Source organism: Bradyrhizobium arachidis (assembly GCF_024758505.1).
In the GTDB taxonomy this organism is placed as follows: Bacteria; Pseudomonadota; Alphaproteobacteria; order Rhizobiales; family Xanthobacteraceae; genus Bradyrhizobium; species Bradyrhizobium manausense_C.
The window spans coordinates 8,543,535-8,559,595 of record NZ_CP077970.1; the positions used below are offsets into that span (position 1 = coordinate 8,543,535).

A 16,061-nucleotide genomic window follows, 5' to 3' on the forward strand; every position below is an offset into this window, starting at 1 on the left:
CAAGCGCCGGGCCCTACCCCTTCGCGAGGTGACCGCGGATACGCTCGATGATCCTGCCTGCTTCGGTCGCGTCGGGGAAATGATCGAGATAGTTGCCGCCCGGGTCGAGGAAGTAGGCAATGGCCGTGTGGGCGATTTGATAGCCGTCCGGATCGGCGGGGTCAGACTTGCGCTGTGCAAAGACCCGGAAGGATGTCTTCGCTTCCTCGATAGCTTGTTCGGGACCGGTGAGACCCAGGAAGCGGGGATAGCCCGTCTCCAGAAAGGTCTTCATCGCTTGCGGCGTATCGCGGGCCGGATCAACCGTGATGTAAAGCGGCTTGATCCGGCGCGCACCTTCATCGCCCAGGGTCTCGAGGACTCCGGACAGTTTTGTCAAAGCGCGAGGGCAGACCACGCGGCACGAGGTGAAACCGAAATAGACCAGTTGAAACCAGCCGTGAAAATCCTTCTCCGTGGCCTGCTTGCCGAAATGGTCGGTCAGGGTGAAGACCGGGTGGCCTGGTGCTCCTACCATGCAAGGACGAGGCTCGTGCGGCGGGACATGTTGAAGCGCATCTCCAACTGATCTCCTGCAACGATCACGCGCGGCGTATCAGCCGCGTCGTGTATGATTTCGGGCATGCCCGCCTGAACCGCGTTGTCAAAGACGAGGACGACGTCGGCTGCGCCTGCGACGGGGTCAAGCGCGAGCGCGAGCATGCGCCGCCCCGCATCATAGGTCGCGCGGCGTACATTGATGCCCTTTGAGAGCGAAGCCAGCGCCGGTGCCGCGAAATGGGCGTCGCTCAGCGGTCCCTCGAACAGTTTGCGTAAGCCATCCTTCACGTTGAGGCGCGCATAGCCAAGCAACACATTGCCGGTGTGCGGATCCATCACGGAGAGCCGGCCCTGCGCGTCGAAATGCTCATCCCGACGCGGATAATAATAGGCGCCGTTCTCGCGCACGGGATTCATGAACCGGTCGGCGTAGCCCAAGAGACGGGTCAGCGTTTCCTCATCGCCGACTTCAGCCGCCGCAACTGCGGCCCAGCCATGATCGCGTGCGGAGATGACCGGCGACATGTCGAGCTTGCGCTGGACCGCGGGCCGGATCCACAGCGTGTCGTGCGGCGCCGCCACGCTCCATTGGGCGATGTGCACAGGAAAGCGCTCCTCGACCAAAGCGGGCTTCCAGGCATGCATGAGAGCCGCGAGCCAGAAATCGACCCAGGGCGCTTCGGGCGGCGTCACCACCACCCGTTCCTTTTCCATGACCATCATGTTGAAATGGCCATCCGCGGTGACGACGCCGAAATCCGCCCAGGCCTTGTCATAGCCGTCCATCACGTCCTTGGCGTGGGAGGTGCCGTAGACCAGGTCATGCATGCGGAAGCCGATGATGGCCGGCTGATTGCATATCTGGAAGACGCAATTGGGTTCACAGGCGATGCCGAGGAAGCCTCGCTCGACCATGGCCCAATAGAGATGCTCGTTGAGTGAGCGCTCGTCATATGAGAAACGCAGGCTCCCGTCGCCCCAGAACATGGCCTGTACCGCGAAGGTCAACGCGCCTTCCTTCGCATAGCGGACGTCGCGAAAGAGATAGCGGTACATCAGCGCCATCGACTGGATGTAGGCGCTGTACATGATGTTGTCCTTGCCGACCGGATTCCATTGCGCCGGCAGCTCACCCTGGTTGCGATTGATCGGCCCGTTGCCGGTGCTGACATAGTGCCAATAGGCCCAGACATCGGGCGACAGCATCTTTTCGATCAACTGCTCGAAGGGTCGCTTGAAGAGGCCCGGCGCCGCCGGCAGGCGATGCACGTGAGTGAGTGCCAGCGCGTAGCTCATATAGGCGAGCTGGAATCGCAGGCCGCCAAAGTCCTCCTGCATCGTCGTCGGGCCTTGCATGCCAGACCAGTCGTCCGGAAGCTGGCCAGCCAGGTTGAGCATCCGGCGCAACGCGCCGACTTGCAGGTCATCGAGCTCGGGGAGCGACGCCGCCCATTTCAGCGGAGCGGCGATGCTGGACTCTGCGTTCGTGGCCAAAGGCGCCTCCTCTCTCTGGGGCGGGCGTGCAACGCTAGTGCGGTCGACGCCTTTCTGACTGCCCTCTCATTAAATTATACATATTTTGTCATTATGGACATATTTTGTCAATTTGGACAATGAGACTTCCCAAGGCAGACGCAACTTCCTATGGAATCTGCATGAGCAGGCGGCAAGAAATCGGGGCCGAGCGCCGGGAGCGCACGCGGCAGAAACTGTTGGCAGCGAGTGCGCGCGTGGTCGCAGAGCTCGGCGAGAAGAGGGCCAATATCGACGATTTCATTCGCGCAGCGGGCGTCGCGCGCGGAACGTTCTACAACCACTATTCCACGCGCAAGGAACTGCTCGACGATCTCTGGTCATCCGCAGGCCGCGCCCCTTTCCTTCAGATCCATAGAACCTGCGAAAGCCTGGAAGATCCCGCCGAACGGATCGCGACCGAGGCACGGCTCGTGTTCGCGTGCGCGGCCCGGAACGAGACCTGGGGATGGCTCGTCTATTCGATGTCGGCCGACAACGAGGCTGTTTCGGAGGATCTTCTGCAATATCCGAGGCCTGATCTGGAGATCGGCCGCAAGCAGGGTCGCTTCCAGTTCGACGACCTGATGGCGGCGTGCGATCTCGTCGTCGGTTCGGTCCGTTGGGGTCTGCGCGCAGTGCTCCAGGAAGGTCGGCCAGTTCGCAGTGGCGATGCCCTGTGCGTGATGCTGCTGAAGGCGCTCGCGATCGATGATGCAGAAGCTCATGAGATCGTTGCCCGCCCGATACCCGAGCTCGTCGAGCCTGTGGTGAGCGGTCATGCGCCCTGATAGGGTGCGCTCGTCGCTAACAACACGCGCCGGGATCACCGGCCTTCCCAGGGAGCCCCCTTTGCAACATTCAGGAACAGGCGTGCGGTGGACGGCCGCCGCGATCGTCTCGGTCAGCCTCACGACGTTCGGCCCTGCGCACGCAGCATCGGTTGCGCCGATCGCCGCCGAAAACGGCATGGTGGTTTCCGCGCAGCATCTGGCAACACAGGTCGGCGTGGACGTGCTCAAGCGCGGCGGCAACGCCGTCGATGCCGCAGTGGCAGTCGGTTATGCGCTGGCCGTCGTCTATCCAGCAGCCGGCAATCTCGGCGGCGGCGGTTTCATGACGATCCAGCTCGCTGACGGTCGCAAGACTTTCCTCGATTTCCGCGAGACGGCGCCCAAGGGCGCGACCGCCAACATGTATCTCGACAAGGACGGCAACGTCATCAAGGGTATCTCGACCAAGGGGCATCTGGCCGTCGGCGTTCCCGGCTCGGTGTCCGGCATGGAATATGCGCGTGAAAAATACGGCACCATGAAGCGCGCCGACCTGCTCGCCCCGGCTATTCAGCTCGCCGAGCAGGGCTTTGCGCTGGACCAGGGTGACATCGACTTGCTGCGCACGGCGACCAAGGATTTCGAGGAAGACCCTGCGTCCGCCGGCATCTTCCTCAACAACGGCAAGCCGTTCGAAGTGGGCGAGAAACTGGTGCAGTCGGAACTCGCGAAGACCCTGCGCGAGATCAGCAGCAAAGGCACCGACGGCTTCTACAAGGGCTGGGTCGGCAGCGCCATCGTGGCATCGAGCCAGGCCGGCAAGGGCCTGCTGACGCAAGACGACCTCGACGGCTACAAGACGCGCGAGCTCGCACCCGTCGAATGCGACTATCGCGGCTACCACGTGATCTCAGCACCGCCACCGAGCTCGGGCGGCGTCGTCATCTGCGAGATCCTGAACATCCTGGAGGGCTACCCGCTGAAGGAGCTGGGCTACCACTCCGCACAGGCCACGCATGTCCAGATCGAAGCCATGCGGCACGCCTATGTGGACCGCAACAGCTACCTTGGCGACCCGGACTTCGTGAAGAACCCGCTCGACCGCCTGCTCGACAAGAACTACGCGGCAAAAATCCGCGCCGTGATCGATCCGAGCAAGGCCGGCGTGTCCAAGGACATCAAGCCGGGGGTCGCGCCGCATGAGGGCAGCAACACCACGCACTATTCGATCGCCGACAAGGACGGCAACGCGGTGTCGGTGACCTACACGCTGAACGACTGGTTCGGCGCCAAGGTGACGGCGGCCAAGACCGGCGTCCTTCTCAACGACGAGATGGACGACTTCACCGCCAAGGTCGGCGTGCCGAACCTGTATGGCCTGGTGCAAGGCGAGGCCAACGCGATTGCCCCGGGAAAACGTCCGCTCTCCTCGATGAGCCCGACCATCGTCACCAAGGACGGCAAGACGGTCATGGTGGTGGGCACGCCCGGCGGCAGCCGCATCATCACGGCCGTGCTCCAGACCATGATCAATGCCATCGACTACGGCATGAACGCGCAGGAAGCCGTCGACATGCCGCGCATCCACCAGCAATGGCTGCCGGACCTGACCAACGTCGAGAACTATGCCCTGTCGCCGGATACGCAAAAGATCCTGGAAGGCATGGGCCACAAGTTCGGCCCGCCGCAGCCGGCCAACCATCTGGCGGTCATCATCGTCGGCGCGCCGTCGCTCAATGGCAAGCAGGTCGGCAACAACCGCTACTATGGCGCGAACGATCCCCGCCGCAACTCGGGGCTTGCTGGCGGGTATTGAGGGATGCGTAGGGTGGGTTAGCTTCCGCCGTAGCTCGAAGAGCGAAGGTGGAAGCGTAACCCACCACTTCTGTCGCCGCGAGAGAAGAGGTGGGTTACGCCAAGCGGACTGCGCTTCGCGCAGCCGCGGGGCTAACCCACCCTACAGAGATCACCATTTCTCCTTCGACGTGCGCACGTCGAGCTCGAACGACCACGCGCGTTCGGGCTGGCGGTAGAGGAACGCAAAACCGTCGACGATGCCCTCGATGCTGATCAGGGTCTCCTGCCGGCCCGCGGCATCCGGAAAGCGCGTCATGATCTTGTCGCCGGCAATCGCGCCGTCGACCACAACATGGCCGACATGGATGCCGTCGGCGGCGTATTCCTTGGCCATCGCCTGCGCCAGCGTGCGCAGGCCCGCCTTGGCGGAATTGAAAGCGCCGAAATTCGACCGTCCCCGCAGCGAGGCGCTGGCGCCGGTGAACAGCAACGTGCCGCTCTTCTTCGGAACCATGCGGCGCACCGCCTCGCGACCGAACAAGAACCCGCCGAAACAGGCGACGCGCCAGGCCTTCTCGAAATAGTCGGCCTCCATGTCGATGATCTTGCCGGGCGTGTTGTTGCCGGCGTTGTAGATCGCGAGGTCGAGGTCTTCGCCCGCGGCGTTGAAGAGGTCGACGATATCGGTTTCGCTGGTAGCATCGGCGACGGCCGGCACCGCCTTGCCTCCGGCCTTCTCGATGTCGTTGGCGACCGCCTCGAGCGCCGCCAGCGTGCGGCCCGCGACGATCACCTTCAAACCGTCGGCCGCAAAGCGCTTGCAGAGCTGGGCCCCGAGCCCACGGTCAGGTCCGACACCGATCACGATGGCCGTTTTCATGGCATGCTCCCTCAATTTCCGTCCGCGCTCAGCACGCTGCCGAACTGCTCCCACGAGCTTCCGGTCCAGCGCTGGAGCTGAAGTTGGGTATAGGCCATGCTGTTGTCGAGACCGGTGTTGATCGTCACTCCCGGGATGAGGGTCGGAAGCGACAGTCCACGGATGTTCCGCGCCTGCTTCAAAATGTTCTCGCGCGAGAGATCGTCGCCGCATTGCTTCAACACCTGCTCGAGGATCTGTCCCTGCTGGGTGCCGAACAGATAATTGGCATCGCCGATGTCGGCGCCGGGCAGGTATTTTGCAAAGTGCTCGCGGTACCAGTTCATACCGGGATCGCCTGCCCATTTCTTGTCGCCGGGATCCTTGAGCATCGTCGCAGCGATGATGCCGACCGCCTTCTCCGGCCCCGCGGGGACGATGGTCGAGGAGACCGAGGTCGACACCAGGTTGATCAGGAACAACGGCTTCCAGCCGATCTCGTCGGACTTCTTGATGGCCTGCGCCGCGAATTTCGGCGTGCCGGCAAAGAGAAACGCCTCTGCGCCCGACGATTTCAGCGCGACCACATGGGACTCGATCGTCGGCTCGGTCACCTCGTAGGAGGACACTACGACCTTCCTGTCGAAATCGTCCTTCAGATGCGCCTTGAACGCGGCGACAAAATCCTTACCCAGATCGTCGTTCTGATAGAGGATCGCGATCTTCGCGTTCGGCCGGGTCTGGGCGATGTACTTTGCGTAGATCCGCCCTTCCGTGTTGTAACTCGGCAACCCCGTGGTGGTCATCGGAAACTCGGCGAAGTTCGCGAACTTGGTCACGCCGCTCACCACGAAGAGGTGCGGCACCTTCTTCGCGTTGACGTATTTGATGGTGGCGCTGATGCCGGGCGTGCCGAGCGGGCTGAACAGAAACGCCACCTCGTCGCTTTCGACGAGTTTTCGCGTCTGCTCCACCGTCTTCGGTGGACTGTAGGCGTCGTCATAGGTAATCAGGTTGATCTTGCGACCGTTGATGCCGCCGCGATCGTTGATGGAATTGACGTAGGCGATCAGGCCCTTGCCGGTGTTGCTCAGGGGCGAAGCCGGTCCGCTGAACGGAAAGGTTGCGCCGATCCTGATTTCGGTCTCGCTGATTCCTTGCGTTTCGCAGGACGCAGCGCTCGCCATCGCGACAAGCAGAACGGCCGAGGCCGCCAGTGTTCTCAACATCCGATCCCTCCCCTTGCTCTTCCTTCCGTCGCAATCAGCCGACCGCAGCCGTACTGCCTGTTCGTGCGCTCGCGATCGCGAGATCGCGCAGCTTGTGCTTCAGGATTTTTCCGGTCGACGCCGCCGGCAAGGTGTCGAGCACCACCAATTCGCTCGGCCGCTTGTAGGGCGTGAGCTGGTTGGCCGCGTAGGCTGCCAGGGCTTCGGCGTCGATACTCGCGCCGAGCAGCAACTGCACGAAGGCGACGATTTCTTCGTTGCCCTCGACGGGGCGTCCGACCACGGCCGACTGCACGACGTCGCGATGCGAATTGAGCACCGCCTCGATCTCCGCCGGATAGACGTTGAAGCCGGAGCGGATGATCATCTCCTTGGTGCGTCCGACGATGTAAAAATGTCCGCGCGCGTTGACGCGGGCGAGATCGCCGGTGTTGAACCAGCCGTCGCGATCGATCCCAGCGGCAGTCTGGTCCGGGGCGCGGTAATAACCGAGCATGACGTTGGCGCCGCGCACATGCAGCTCGCCGACCTCGCCCGTGCCGACCGCCTTGCCGTCGCGATCTACGATCCGGTACGCGATGCCCGGCAGCAGCGGGCCGACCGATTCATCTGATACGGGATCGGCCTCGCGCACGCCGGTGAGGCCCGGTGAACATTCGGTGATGCCGTAGGCATTGAGCAGGGGAATGCCGAACTCGTCCTCGATGCGCTGCTTCAGGCTCAAATCCAGTGGCGCGCCGGCAACGCCCATCAGCCGCAGGCTGCCGCGCTTCAGCCGCGCGATGCCGTTGACGGATTTGTATTCGAGCAGGCGCTGATAGGTCGCGGGCACGCCAAAAATGGTGGTGATGCCCTCCTCCGCGATCGCCCGGGCAAGTGCGGCCGGATCGGCCTTTGCCACGACGTGCAGGGCGGCGCCGTGCATTAGCGTCGAGATCAGGAGGATCGAGTAGCCGACGATGTGCGACATCGGCAGCACGCCATAGATACGATCGCCGGGCGCGGTGCGGCGCATTAGCCCGGAGACCCTCGCCGCGACCAGCAGATTGCGATGGCTGAGCATCACGCCCTTCGGCGCGCCTGTCGTGCCGGACGTGTACATGAGGGCCGCGACCTGCCGCTCGTTGCCATCAGTGACGGGTTCGGCCTGCGTCGCATCGTTGAGCGGACCGACACCGATGCCGCCGAACGGACCGATGGCGCGGAGCTGCGCGCCAACGCGGGTCGCGTGATCGGCAGCCTCCTTCGACAGCGCGGCATTGAACATCACGCGGCGCGCGCCGCTATGGGCGGCGATCTGGTCGAGCTCGCGGCCCGACAGTCGCGGATTGACGGGAATGGCCCATGCATCGAGCGTGCCTGCGGCGAACAGCATGGCCCCGAGCGCGACGCTGTTCTCGCTCGCCACCATGACGCGGTCGCCGGGCCGGATCGCGAGCGCGGCGAGATCGCGCGCGGCGGCATCCACCGCATCGGAGAACTGCCGGTAGGTCCAGACACGACCGGCCTCGACGAAGGCCGGTGCATCGGGCGTGCTCGCGACGAAGGGGGCATAGACGTCGTGAACCCGTCGCGGCAGTTGCGCGATCAGCTCGTCGAACTCGGCGTCGGTCATGTCCATACGATCCTCCCTTGAAAGACGGCGCCGGCCCTTATGGGCTCTGTCGCGCGCGAGACGTCGAGCGCAGCGCCTCAGGCGCCAGCGGCAGAGGCGACGCGCGGCTTCGCCGCGCCAAGCTGCGCAACAATCTCCTCCTCGACGTCCCTGAGCTGGTCCTTGCCGAAAAACATCTCGTCATTGACGAAGAAGGTCGGCGAGCCGAACGCGCCGCGGTTCACCGCGTCCTGCGTCAGCTCCATCAGGCGGTTCTTCACTGCCGGCTCCTGCGACTTCGCCGCGATCAGGTCGAAGTCGAGGCCGGAGGCGGTGAGAGCCGAGCGCATCACCTGCGGATCGTCCATCTTCTTCGGCTCTTCCCACATGTGATGATAGACGGCGCGGAAATACGGCTCGAACAGGCCGAGCGCCTGCGCCGCCACGGCGCCGCGCATCAGTTGCAGCGTGTTGACCGGAAAGAACGGATTCGGGTTGAAGCCGGTGATGCTGTGCCGGCGCAGGAAGCGCGCGGTCTCGATAGTCATGTAGTCGCGCTTGTTCTTGATGTCGCGCAGCGTCTCCGCGGGCGAGGCATTGCCGGTCAGCTTGAAAATACCGCCGAGCAGCACCGGCACGTAGTCGAATTTGACGCCGGTACGGCGCTCGATATCGGGGATGACGCGGTCGGAGAGGTAGGCGTTCGGGCTGCCGAAGTCGAAGAGGAATTGCACCTTCACGGCTTGCGCATTCGACATGGACATCTCCCTCGCCTCGAGGCCGCTCTGGGCGGTCGATCTTGGCGAAGAGCCATATAGTTCTAAAATAGAACTGTCAACTTTTTCGTGAAATACCGCGATTTCTGGCCATTTCTGAAACGCTTCGTGGCTTTAATTCCGTTTTGGAATTTTGTATAAGACGCATGAGAACGTGTTGGAAAGTCAGACGCTTTTCGAGGACGAACGATGCGCTGGGACTCGCTTGAACAGGAACGCTGCTCGGTGGCGCGCACGGTCGCCGTGATCGGCGACCGCTGGAGCCTGTTGATCCTGCGCGACTGTTTTTTGCGCGTGCGTCGCTTCGAGGAGTTTCAGTCGCGGCTCGGCGTCACCCGTCACGTGCTGGCCGACCGGCTGAAGAAGCTCGTGCGCTTTGGCGTGCTGCGGCGCGCGCCCTATCAGCAGAACCCGACGCGCTACGAATACATCCTCACGCAGAAGGGGCTCGACCTCTATCCCGTGGTGATGACGATCGTGCACTGGGGTGACACGCACATGGTCGACGAGCGCGGCCGTCCCCTGCTCCATGAGCACAAGAACTGCGGAAAAATGTTCGATCCGGTGATGGTGTGCTCGGAGTGCGGCGAGCCGATCGTCGCCAAGCAGGTCCACGTCCATGCCGGCCCGGGTGCCGCGGAAGGTGCGGCCGAGGAACTAGCCGCCCGCGCGGCCGAACTATCGGCCCGCGCGAAATGAAGCCGGCGCCACCCGCAGCGATCAGGCCGCGGGGGCGGGCTCAGGACAATTGGTCAATCGCGCGGGATGGCCGACCGCGGTGCAGCCGGCAGGGACATCACTCGTCACGACCGAGTTGGCGCCGATCTTCGCGAAATCGCCGACGCGGATATCTCCGAGAATCGTGGCTCCGGCGCCGATAAAAACGCCGCGGCCGATGCTTGGACTGCGGTTGGGAAGCCCTCCCTGCCGGCCAATGCTGACATTCTGGAGTATAGTGACGTCGTCGCCCACCACGACATTTGCGCCGATCACGATTCCTGTCGCGTGATCCAGAAAAACCGATGATCCGATTCCCGCCGCGGGATGAATGCTGACTTGCAGGACGTTGGACGCCTCGTTCTGAAACAGCAGCGCCAGATCGATGTGATCGTGACGCCAGAGCCAGCTCGAGACGCGCCAGGCCTCGAGCGCAACGTAGCCCTTGAAGTGCAGGAGCGGCGACAACAGACCGGTGAGGGCCGGATCGCGGATCGCGATGGCTTGCAGGTCATGGCTCGCCGCCTCGACCAGCTCCGGCTGGTCGCGAAAGGCGTCGCTGCACAGCTTTGCAAATTGCGCCCGGGCGACCGCGTTACCACCAAGCCGGCGTCCGATCAGGTCGGACAGTGCAGCCGCCAGATCATGATGCGCAAGAACGGCATCCGACAGGGCTGCGCCGAAGACGGGATCGGCGGCGACCGCGCGTTGCGCCTCGGTGCGGATCTCCTGCCAGAGGTCGCCGCTCGATACGATCGTAGCTCTCGCCATCCGCCCTCCAGTCATAGCAGGGAGAACGAATATAGGATGCCCGCCGCCAGCGCGCCAGTTCAGGCGAAAGGCCCGCGCCCGGTCAAGCCGAGAGCATAGAGCCAGCCGCCGAGCGCGATCAGCACCGGCAGCACGTACAGCGCAAAGTCTTGCAGCACGATCATGCCTCAAGACTCCGTTGCACAAATGAGACGGCACGCTCGAGCGCGAGAGCGGCGAGCCAGTAGAGGAAGAGGCTGAGAAAGACCTTCCAGGATTCGCCGATCTGCGTATTCGGATAGAGTTCGACATGCGTCGGCCAGCCGCGCAGATACGCGATCGCCAACGGCACCAAGGCGCCGTAGCGGCCAAACAGCATCGACGCACGCTCCAGCAGCGCGAGGCGGTTCTTGATCTGCTTGCGTCGGGCGTTGGTCATGACGAACAAGATGGGCGCGGCGGAATGCCTCGCCTTCCCTGCTTTGTCGGCCCTAACCGCGTCCGGGTTCTGGCAATCTATCGATGCCGGGCCGGTTCTGTGACAACGCCACACAAGGAACGGCCGCAGTTGCGGAAATGGCAGTCACGATCGAGCGCACAGCCGCCATACACGAGGCCGACATAGCCGACCACCGCGACAAAGGTCGCGCCGAGCAGAAATCGGGTCCAGGCGTCCATCATGGGCATCGTCCACAAAGGCGCCGCTCCCGGTCGGAACGGCGCGCACGAAGCTTGGTGTCTGATAGCTGGGCCCAGGTTCTGCCCGCTCAAAACCAAACCGCCCGCCTGCGGATCTCGCAGACGGGCGGCTCGGGGCCATCAGGACTTTGGGGGCATTGCGCCTGAAGGCTTAGAGGCTCGGCTCAGTCTTCAGCCTTGCGGCGGCGACTGATCGTTCGGCGGAGTCGGACGCGGCTTGTGCTGCGCCATGAACTGGTCGAACTCTTCCTTGTCCTTGGCGTGACGCAGGCGATCGAGGAAGTTCTTGAACTCGACCTGCTCCTCCTCAAGACGCCGCAGCGTTTCCGTGCGGTATTCGTCGAAGGCGCGGTTGCCGGACGACGGCGGGCCGAAGCCGAAGCCAAAACCGCGGCGCTCCATGCGGTCGCGCATGCGGTCCATCTTGTACTGCATCCGCTCCATCTTGTTCTGCCAGCGATCGCCGTCGCGGTGACTCCAACACGTCATCTTTCTGCTCCCGAGTGTGAAAAAGAGAAGGGCAAGTCCGATCGGCCACCAGATGATGAAGCCGAGGATGGTCACGGCGATCCAGCCGGGATGCCAGGGCGTGTCGAGCATGTGGGGGCGATGATAGGTTTCGTCCGAAGGGCCGCGCCATCGATTGACATCTGCGGTGTAGGCCATTTCCCGTCTCCATCACGGCATTGCGCCGTTGTGAATGTAAATAACATTTACATAGCTAACCCATCTCTTGTTTTTGTCAAGCCAGCCGCCCGACAGGTCCGATCAATTATTTGCGCAATCTTATTTCGGCTTGCCCCAGGGGCCGCCGGGAGGGACCCCCGAACCGGAGGAGGCCTCCGGTGGGACCGGCGGCGGCTCGGCGCCTTTGGGCGGCGGGCGGCGGTCGGTTGGGAAGCCGAGGCCGCGCAGATAGATCAGCACTTCGGCTTCGAGAAGATCATCCGGGGACATCGGCAGCTTGCGCCGCGCCGCGTCACCGCGGGAGAACAGCGAGGCGACGCCGTGCGCCATCGACCAGATATGCAGCGCCATCATCATCGCGGGCGGACGCGGCGTGCCCGGGGGTGCGAGTGCTGCGAGCCGTTCGGCAGCGGCGCGAATGATGCTGAATGCGCGCTCGCTCGCGGCCAGCAAGGCAGGGTTGGCATCGGCCGGAAGGCCGGATTCGAACATCGCGGAATAGAAGGCTGGCTCCTCGCGGGCGAAGGCGAGATAGGCCTTGCCGACGCGCTCGAACGCCGAGACCGTGTCGGGCCGCCCGTCGTCCCAGGCCGCCGTCAGCCGCTGCTCGAACTGCTCAAAACCGCGCTGGGCAATCGAGGACAACAGCTCGTCGCGGTCGCGAAAATGCCGGTAAGGGGCTGCCGGGCTGACGCCGGCCATGCGCGCGGCATCGGCAAAGGTGAAGCCGGCCGCGCCCTTCTCGGCGATCAGCCCCAGCGCTGCCTGCAACAGCGCTTCCTTCAGGTTGCCGTGATGATAGCCGCGCTCGGCGCGGCGCTGCTCCTTGCGCCAGCTCATGTGAAAGGCTTTTACATGAGCCGGACGCGAAGGTCACTAGCAGGGGCAGATTTGGTGAACCGGATCATTCCGGGGGTGGCTCAGGTCTGACCCAACAGGCTTGCGCCTCACATTCGAAATCCGAGCGTTAACGCCCCTGTGTGTGGCCCCGGTGCCCAGCTTCTGTATGTTTCGCAGACAGCATCGATGGGTCCCCGCCATGCTTCCTGTGATCCTTGCCGCAATTCTCTATCTCAGCCTGATCTATGTGTGCGGGCGCTACACTGCGAAATTCGCGGCGGAGAGAGGACGCTCCAGGGCCGCCTGGTTCGTCATCGGCGGGCTGTTCTATCCTCTTCCGTATCTCGTCCTGGCGCTCTTGCCACCCCGCCGCAAGGCGACGCCGGCCTGACGTCCGACCGCAAACAATCGCGGTCCCTTGCGGAAGGGTGGTTACGGAAATTCAAGCCAAGGCCCGCCGGATTCCGGGTTCAATGCGACGCTCCGCCCGGAATGACGGCCGCCTGGACTAACCCGCTGGGATCGGCAGGACCGGCATCACCTCGACGCCCTCGCCCGGGAAGTTCGCGAAATGCGGATGGTTCTCGAACAGCTTTGCCGCGGCCGCCTGGGACGGGGCTCGCACCAACGTGAAGCCGGTGAGCTGGTTCGTAACGTCCGTGGCGCCATTTGCATCGATCTTCGTGGTCTTGCCGAGCGGGCCGCCCATCTCGACGATGACGGAGTGGTGCTTCTCGACCCAGCCTTTCCAGGCCTTGACGCCCTCGATCTCCTTGGCCTTGCGTTCGGCTTCGGGCAGCGCCATCCAGGCGGCCATCCTCGGGCTGGTTTTGCTGCCGATATAGACAGCGAGATAAAGGTCATTCGTGCTCATGGTCTTCTCCTGGTTGATTGCTGACGAAGGCGATCTAGCGGCGGGCCCTGCTGCCCTTCTGGAGCTCGGCAAAGCCCGCGGCGGCTTCCTGCACGTCCGGCGAAAAGTCGGTCATCTCCTGCACCTGGCGGATTTCGATCACCTCATTGGCCGAGGCCGGACACTTCTTGGCCCAGGCAATCGCCTCGGCACGCGAGGCAACCTCGATCATCCAGTAGCCGCCGAGCACTTCCTTGGCCTCGGCGAAGGGACCGTCGGTGACGAGGGGCTCGCCGGTGGCGAAGGAGACGCGCGCGCCCATCGACGGCGGATGCAGGCCGTCCAGCGTGATCAGCACGCCGGCGTCCTGTAGCTGCTCATTGTAGCGCATCATCGCGGCGACGCGCTCGGGATCGAGCTGCACGTCCGGCGGCGCGGTCTCATAGCCGAGAGGGATCATCAGCATCATGAAACGCATGGGTGTCCTCGTTTGCTTCGTCATTCCGGGGCGACGCGCTGGCATCGAACCCGGAATCCAGAGGTCGTGGAACGAGATTCCGGGTTCGCGCTTCGCGCGCCCCGGAATGACGGCTACGCCGTCACTTCTTCGCAGCGTAGGCGCGGGTGCGCTCTTCCTGCTCGCGCAGCTCCGGCGTAAGGGCTTCGCCAAAATCTTCCACGGCAAACACCTGGCGGATCTCGATCTCGGCGCCGGGTTCGAAGGGCGCGCGCTTCATCCAGGAGATTGCCTCATCAAGCGAGGCGGTCTTGATCAGCCAGAAGCCGGCGATCAGGTCGGACGTCAGCTTGAACGGGCCGCGCGTGACGCCGGCCGCGCCGCTCGCATATTTGACCCGCGCGCCCTTCACCGTCGGATGCAACCCCTCCCCGGCCTCGATCACACCGGCCTTGGCCATCTCCTCATTGAACTTGCCCATGGCGGCCAGCATGTCCGTCGACGGCATTTGGCCGGCTTCGGTATCCCGGTTCGCTTTTACGATCACCATGAAACGCATCGTCGTGCTCCGTTTGCTCTCGTTCTTCAGTCCGGGATCACCGGCGCTCATCCATAAGACGAACCAGCCCCTACGGCCCCGACACACCGGTGAAAATTATTTGCGAGGTCGAGGCGGGCACTAGCCCTGTTGCCGAACGAAGCTGCCGTGCTGATAGGTCGCACCGAAATAGACATCGATGCGGCGGACCTTGTCGCCGGCGAAGGCAAAGAACTCGGTGTTGCGAAAGCTCCTGCCATCTGTTGCCATGCAGCGATAGGTGACGAAGGCCTCATCGTCCCGGACGAAGATCCGCTCGATGTCATGGCGCGCGATCCACCCCGAGTCCCGAAAGCAACGCTCGAAATAGGTCGCCTTGTCGATGTTGTCGTCAAAGGGGCTGGTGAAGCGGAAATCGTCGGCCAGTGCGTCCGCGACACGCTCGCGGTCATTGGCGAGATAGGCCGCGAAGAGATCCCGGATCAGTCTTTCGCGATCGGCCGGCATGCGGTCACGCCTCCTTCGGGAACATGCCGAAATAGGGTTCGGCCTCCCGGAGAACGCGCGCGATCGAGGAACGTGCCTTCAGCCGCTCGACATAGGCCGCGATATTGCGGTGTTCGGGACCTAACGGCTCGACCCTGTCGGCATAGAACAGCGCGGGGAAGGCCGCGCAATCAGCGAGCGTGAAGACTTCGCCTGTGGCGTAGGGCCCGCGCGCCATCTGCTGCTCGATCATCGCATAGGACGAGCGGATCCGCGCCCGCGCCGCCGCGACCCCAAACGGGTCCTTGCTGTCCTGCGGGCGCAAGCGGTCGCCGACGATCTCCTGCATCGGAAGATGGACATAGAGATCGAACAAGCGGTCGGAGAGCCGCGCCTGCAAAGCAATGTCGGGATTTTCAGGGATGAGGCGCGTACGGCCGGGATAATGGCGGTCGATATATTCGATGATGATGCTGGATTCCGGCATCGTCTCGCCGCGCGCAGCATCGACCAGCACCGGAAACTTGCCGATCGGCCACAGCTTGAGAAACGTCGCGCGTTCGGCGGGGTCGCCGAGATTGACCAGGTTCGGCGTGAACGCGACGTCATTCTCGTAGAGCCCGATCAGGGCCTTCCAGCAGAAGGACGACAAGGGATGGAAATGCAGTGTGAGCGACATGGAAACTCCTGGTCCTCTTGGTCTTGGGATCGCGCATTCTTGGGATCGCGCATTGAAGACGAACCACCCACGTGTGAGCCGACGCCGCGCGACTGAGTTCCAGGCACGGCGCGAGGAATATTTTTCGCCACTTCCGTACAAATACGGAAGGTCAGCGGCATCAAAGTAGTGACCGCTGCCGTGAATATGAATGGGGAAACTCCGCAGATTGAAGAAGATGCATTTTCGGAAATCAAAGTGAGCCACCAGATCGACCGAGAGCGAGGTTCACGGTT

At 63.3% G+C, this 16,061-nt stretch carries 20 protein-coding genes; 4 read left to right on the forward strand and 16 right to left on the reverse strand.

Translation table 11 applies throughout. The features are described from left to right. Positions 1 to 13 precede the first annotated feature (13 nt). The gene (locus KUF59_RS39730; protein WP_212456731.1) at positions 14 to 517 is read right to left on the reverse strand and encodes an SCO family protein; all 504 of its coding nucleotides are present in this window, start codon (positions 515 to 517) and stop codon (positions 14 to 16) included. Continuing rightward, the gene (locus KUF59_RS39735) at positions 511 to 2,034 is read right to left on the reverse strand and encodes a linalool dehydratase/isomerase domain-containing protein (RefSeq protein ID WP_212456732.1); all 1,524 of its coding nucleotides are present in this window, start codon (positions 2,032 to 2,034) and stop codon (positions 511 to 513) included. Before KUF59_RS39735 ends, KUF59_RS39730 begins: the two co-directional genes overlap by 7 nt. A gap of 161 nt (positions 2,035 to 2,195) precedes the next feature. On the opposite strand from KUF59_RS39735, the gene KUF59_RS39740 reads away from it, so the two are divergent. Then, the gene (locus tag KUF59_RS39740) at positions 2,196 to 2,843 is read left to right on the forward strand and encodes a TetR/AcrR family transcriptional regulator (RefSeq protein ID WP_212456733.1); all 648 of its coding nucleotides are present in this window, start codon (positions 2,196 to 2,198) and stop codon (positions 2,841 to 2,843) included. 82 nt (positions 2,844 to 2,925) lie between these two features. Then, on the forward strand, positions 2,926 to 4,641 hold the full coding sequence (ggt, locus tag KUF59_RS39745; protein ID WP_258767984.1) for a gamma-glutamyltransferase: 1,716 nt from the start codon (positions 2,926 to 2,928) through the stop codon (positions 4,639 to 4,641). A 150-nt stretch (positions 4,642 to 4,791) separates the two neighbouring features. Here the strand turns inward: ggt and KUF59_RS39750 are convergent, their stop codons facing one another. The 4 genes from KUF59_RS39750 to KUF59_RS39765 form a co-directional block, all read right to left on the reverse strand. Continuing rightward, positions 4,792 to 5,502 (reverse strand): SDR family NAD(P)-dependent oxidoreductase, encoded by a 711-nt coding sequence (locus tag KUF59_RS39750; protein WP_212456735.1) that lies wholly within the window; start codon positions 5,500 to 5,502, stop codon positions 4,792 to 4,794. 11 nt (positions 5,503 to 5,513) lie between these two features. After that, positions 5,514 to 6,710, reverse strand: coding sequence for an ABC transporter substrate-binding protein (locus KUF59_RS39755; protein ID WP_212456736.1), 1,197 nt, complete (start codon positions 6,708 to 6,710; stop codon positions 5,514 to 5,516). Between the two features lie 34 nt (positions 6,711 to 6,744). Further along, positions 6,745 to 8,331 carry a class I adenylate-forming enzyme family protein gene (locus KUF59_RS39760; RefSeq protein ID WP_212456737.1) on the reverse strand — a complete coding sequence of 529 codons (1,587 nt, stop codon included), beginning with the start codon at positions 8,329 to 8,331 and terminating at the stop codon, positions 6,745 to 6,747. Between the two features lie 71 nt (positions 8,332 to 8,402). Then, entirely contained in the window at positions 8,403 to 9,062 is a 660-nt protein-coding gene (locus KUF59_RS39765; protein ID WP_212456738.1) for a 2-hydroxychromene-2-carboxylate isomerase, read from the reverse strand. 207 nt (positions 9,063 to 9,269) lie between these two features. On the opposite strand from KUF59_RS39765, the gene KUF59_RS39770 reads away from it, so the two are divergent. After that, entirely contained in the window at positions 9,270 to 9,779 is a 510-nt protein-coding gene (locus KUF59_RS39770; RefSeq protein ID WP_212456739.1) for a winged helix-turn-helix transcriptional regulator, read from the forward strand. A 21-nt stretch (positions 9,780 to 9,800) separates the two neighbouring features. On the opposite strand, the gene KUF59_RS39775 is transcribed toward KUF59_RS39770, so the two are convergent. From KUF59_RS39775 to KUF59_RS39795, 5 genes are all read right to left on the reverse strand, one after another. After that, entirely contained in the window at positions 9,801 to 10,568 is a 768-nt protein-coding gene (locus tag KUF59_RS39775; protein ID WP_212456740.1) for a serine acetyltransferase domain-containing protein, read from the reverse strand. 160 nt (positions 10,569 to 10,728) lie between these two features. Next, a complete protein-coding gene (locus tag KUF59_RS39780; RefSeq protein ID WP_212456741.1) occupies positions 10,729 to 10,986 on the reverse strand; it encodes a hypothetical protein in 258 nt (85 codons plus the stop codon). A 77-nt stretch (positions 10,987 to 11,063) separates the two neighbouring features. Next, entirely contained in the window at positions 11,064 to 11,228 is a 165-nt protein-coding gene (locus tag KUF59_RS39785; protein ID WP_212457009.1) for a hypothetical protein, read from the reverse strand. Between the two features lie 189 nt (positions 11,229 to 11,417). Further along, positions 11,418 to 11,912, reverse strand: a complete 495-nt coding sequence (locus tag KUF59_RS39790) for a DUF2852 domain-containing protein (RefSeq protein WP_212456742.1) — start codon at positions 11,910 to 11,912, stop codon at positions 11,418 to 11,420. Between the two features lie 120 nt (positions 11,913 to 12,032). Continuing rightward, positions 12,033 to 12,773 carry a TetR/AcrR family transcriptional regulator gene (locus tag KUF59_RS39795; RefSeq protein WP_212456743.1) on the reverse strand — a complete coding sequence of 247 codons (741 nt, stop codon included), beginning with the start codon at positions 12,771 to 12,773 and terminating at the stop codon, positions 12,033 to 12,035. Between the two features lie 199 nt (positions 12,774 to 12,972). Between KUF59_RS39795 and KUF59_RS39800 the strand changes: the two genes are divergently transcribed. Beyond that, positions 12,973 to 13,164: a hypothetical protein gene (locus KUF59_RS39800; protein ID WP_212456744.1), complete on the forward strand. Its 192-nt coding sequence runs from the start codon at positions 12,973 to 12,975 to the stop codon at positions 13,162 to 13,164. Between the two features lie 117 nt (positions 13,165 to 13,281). Here KUF59_RS39800 and KUF59_RS39805 read toward each other — a convergent pair whose 3' ends face one another. The 5 genes from KUF59_RS39805 to KUF59_RS39825 all read right to left on the reverse strand — a co-directional run bounded on the left by KUF59_RS39805 (position 13,282) and on the right by KUF59_RS39825 (position 15,786). Then, positions 13,282 to 13,647, reverse strand: coding sequence for a YciI family protein (locus KUF59_RS39805; RefSeq protein WP_212456745.1), 366 nt, complete (start codon positions 13,645 to 13,647; stop codon positions 13,282 to 13,284). 34 nt (positions 13,648 to 13,681) lie between these two features. Continuing rightward, the gene (locus KUF59_RS39810) at positions 13,682 to 14,104 is read right to left on the reverse strand and encodes a YciI family protein (RefSeq protein ID WP_212456746.1); all 423 of its coding nucleotides are present in this window, start codon (positions 14,102 to 14,104) and stop codon (positions 13,682 to 13,684) included. A 121-nt stretch (positions 14,105 to 14,225) separates the two neighbouring features. Then, the gene (locus tag KUF59_RS39815) at positions 14,226 to 14,642 is read right to left on the reverse strand and encodes a YciI family protein (protein ID WP_212456747.1); all 417 of its coding nucleotides are present in this window, start codon (positions 14,640 to 14,642) and stop codon (positions 14,226 to 14,228) included. Positions 14,643 to 14,762: 120 nt separating this feature from the next. Beyond that, a complete protein-coding gene (locus KUF59_RS39820) occupies positions 14,763 to 15,128 on the reverse strand; it encodes a nuclear transport factor 2 family protein (protein ID WP_212456748.1) in 366 nt (121 codons plus the stop codon). A 4-nt stretch (positions 15,129 to 15,132) separates the two neighbouring features. Further along, positions 15,133 to 15,786, reverse strand: a complete 654-nt coding sequence (locus KUF59_RS39825; protein ID WP_212456749.1) for a glutathione S-transferase family protein — start codon at positions 15,784 to 15,786, stop codon at positions 15,133 to 15,135. Positions 15,787 to 16,061 lie beyond the last annotated feature (275 nt).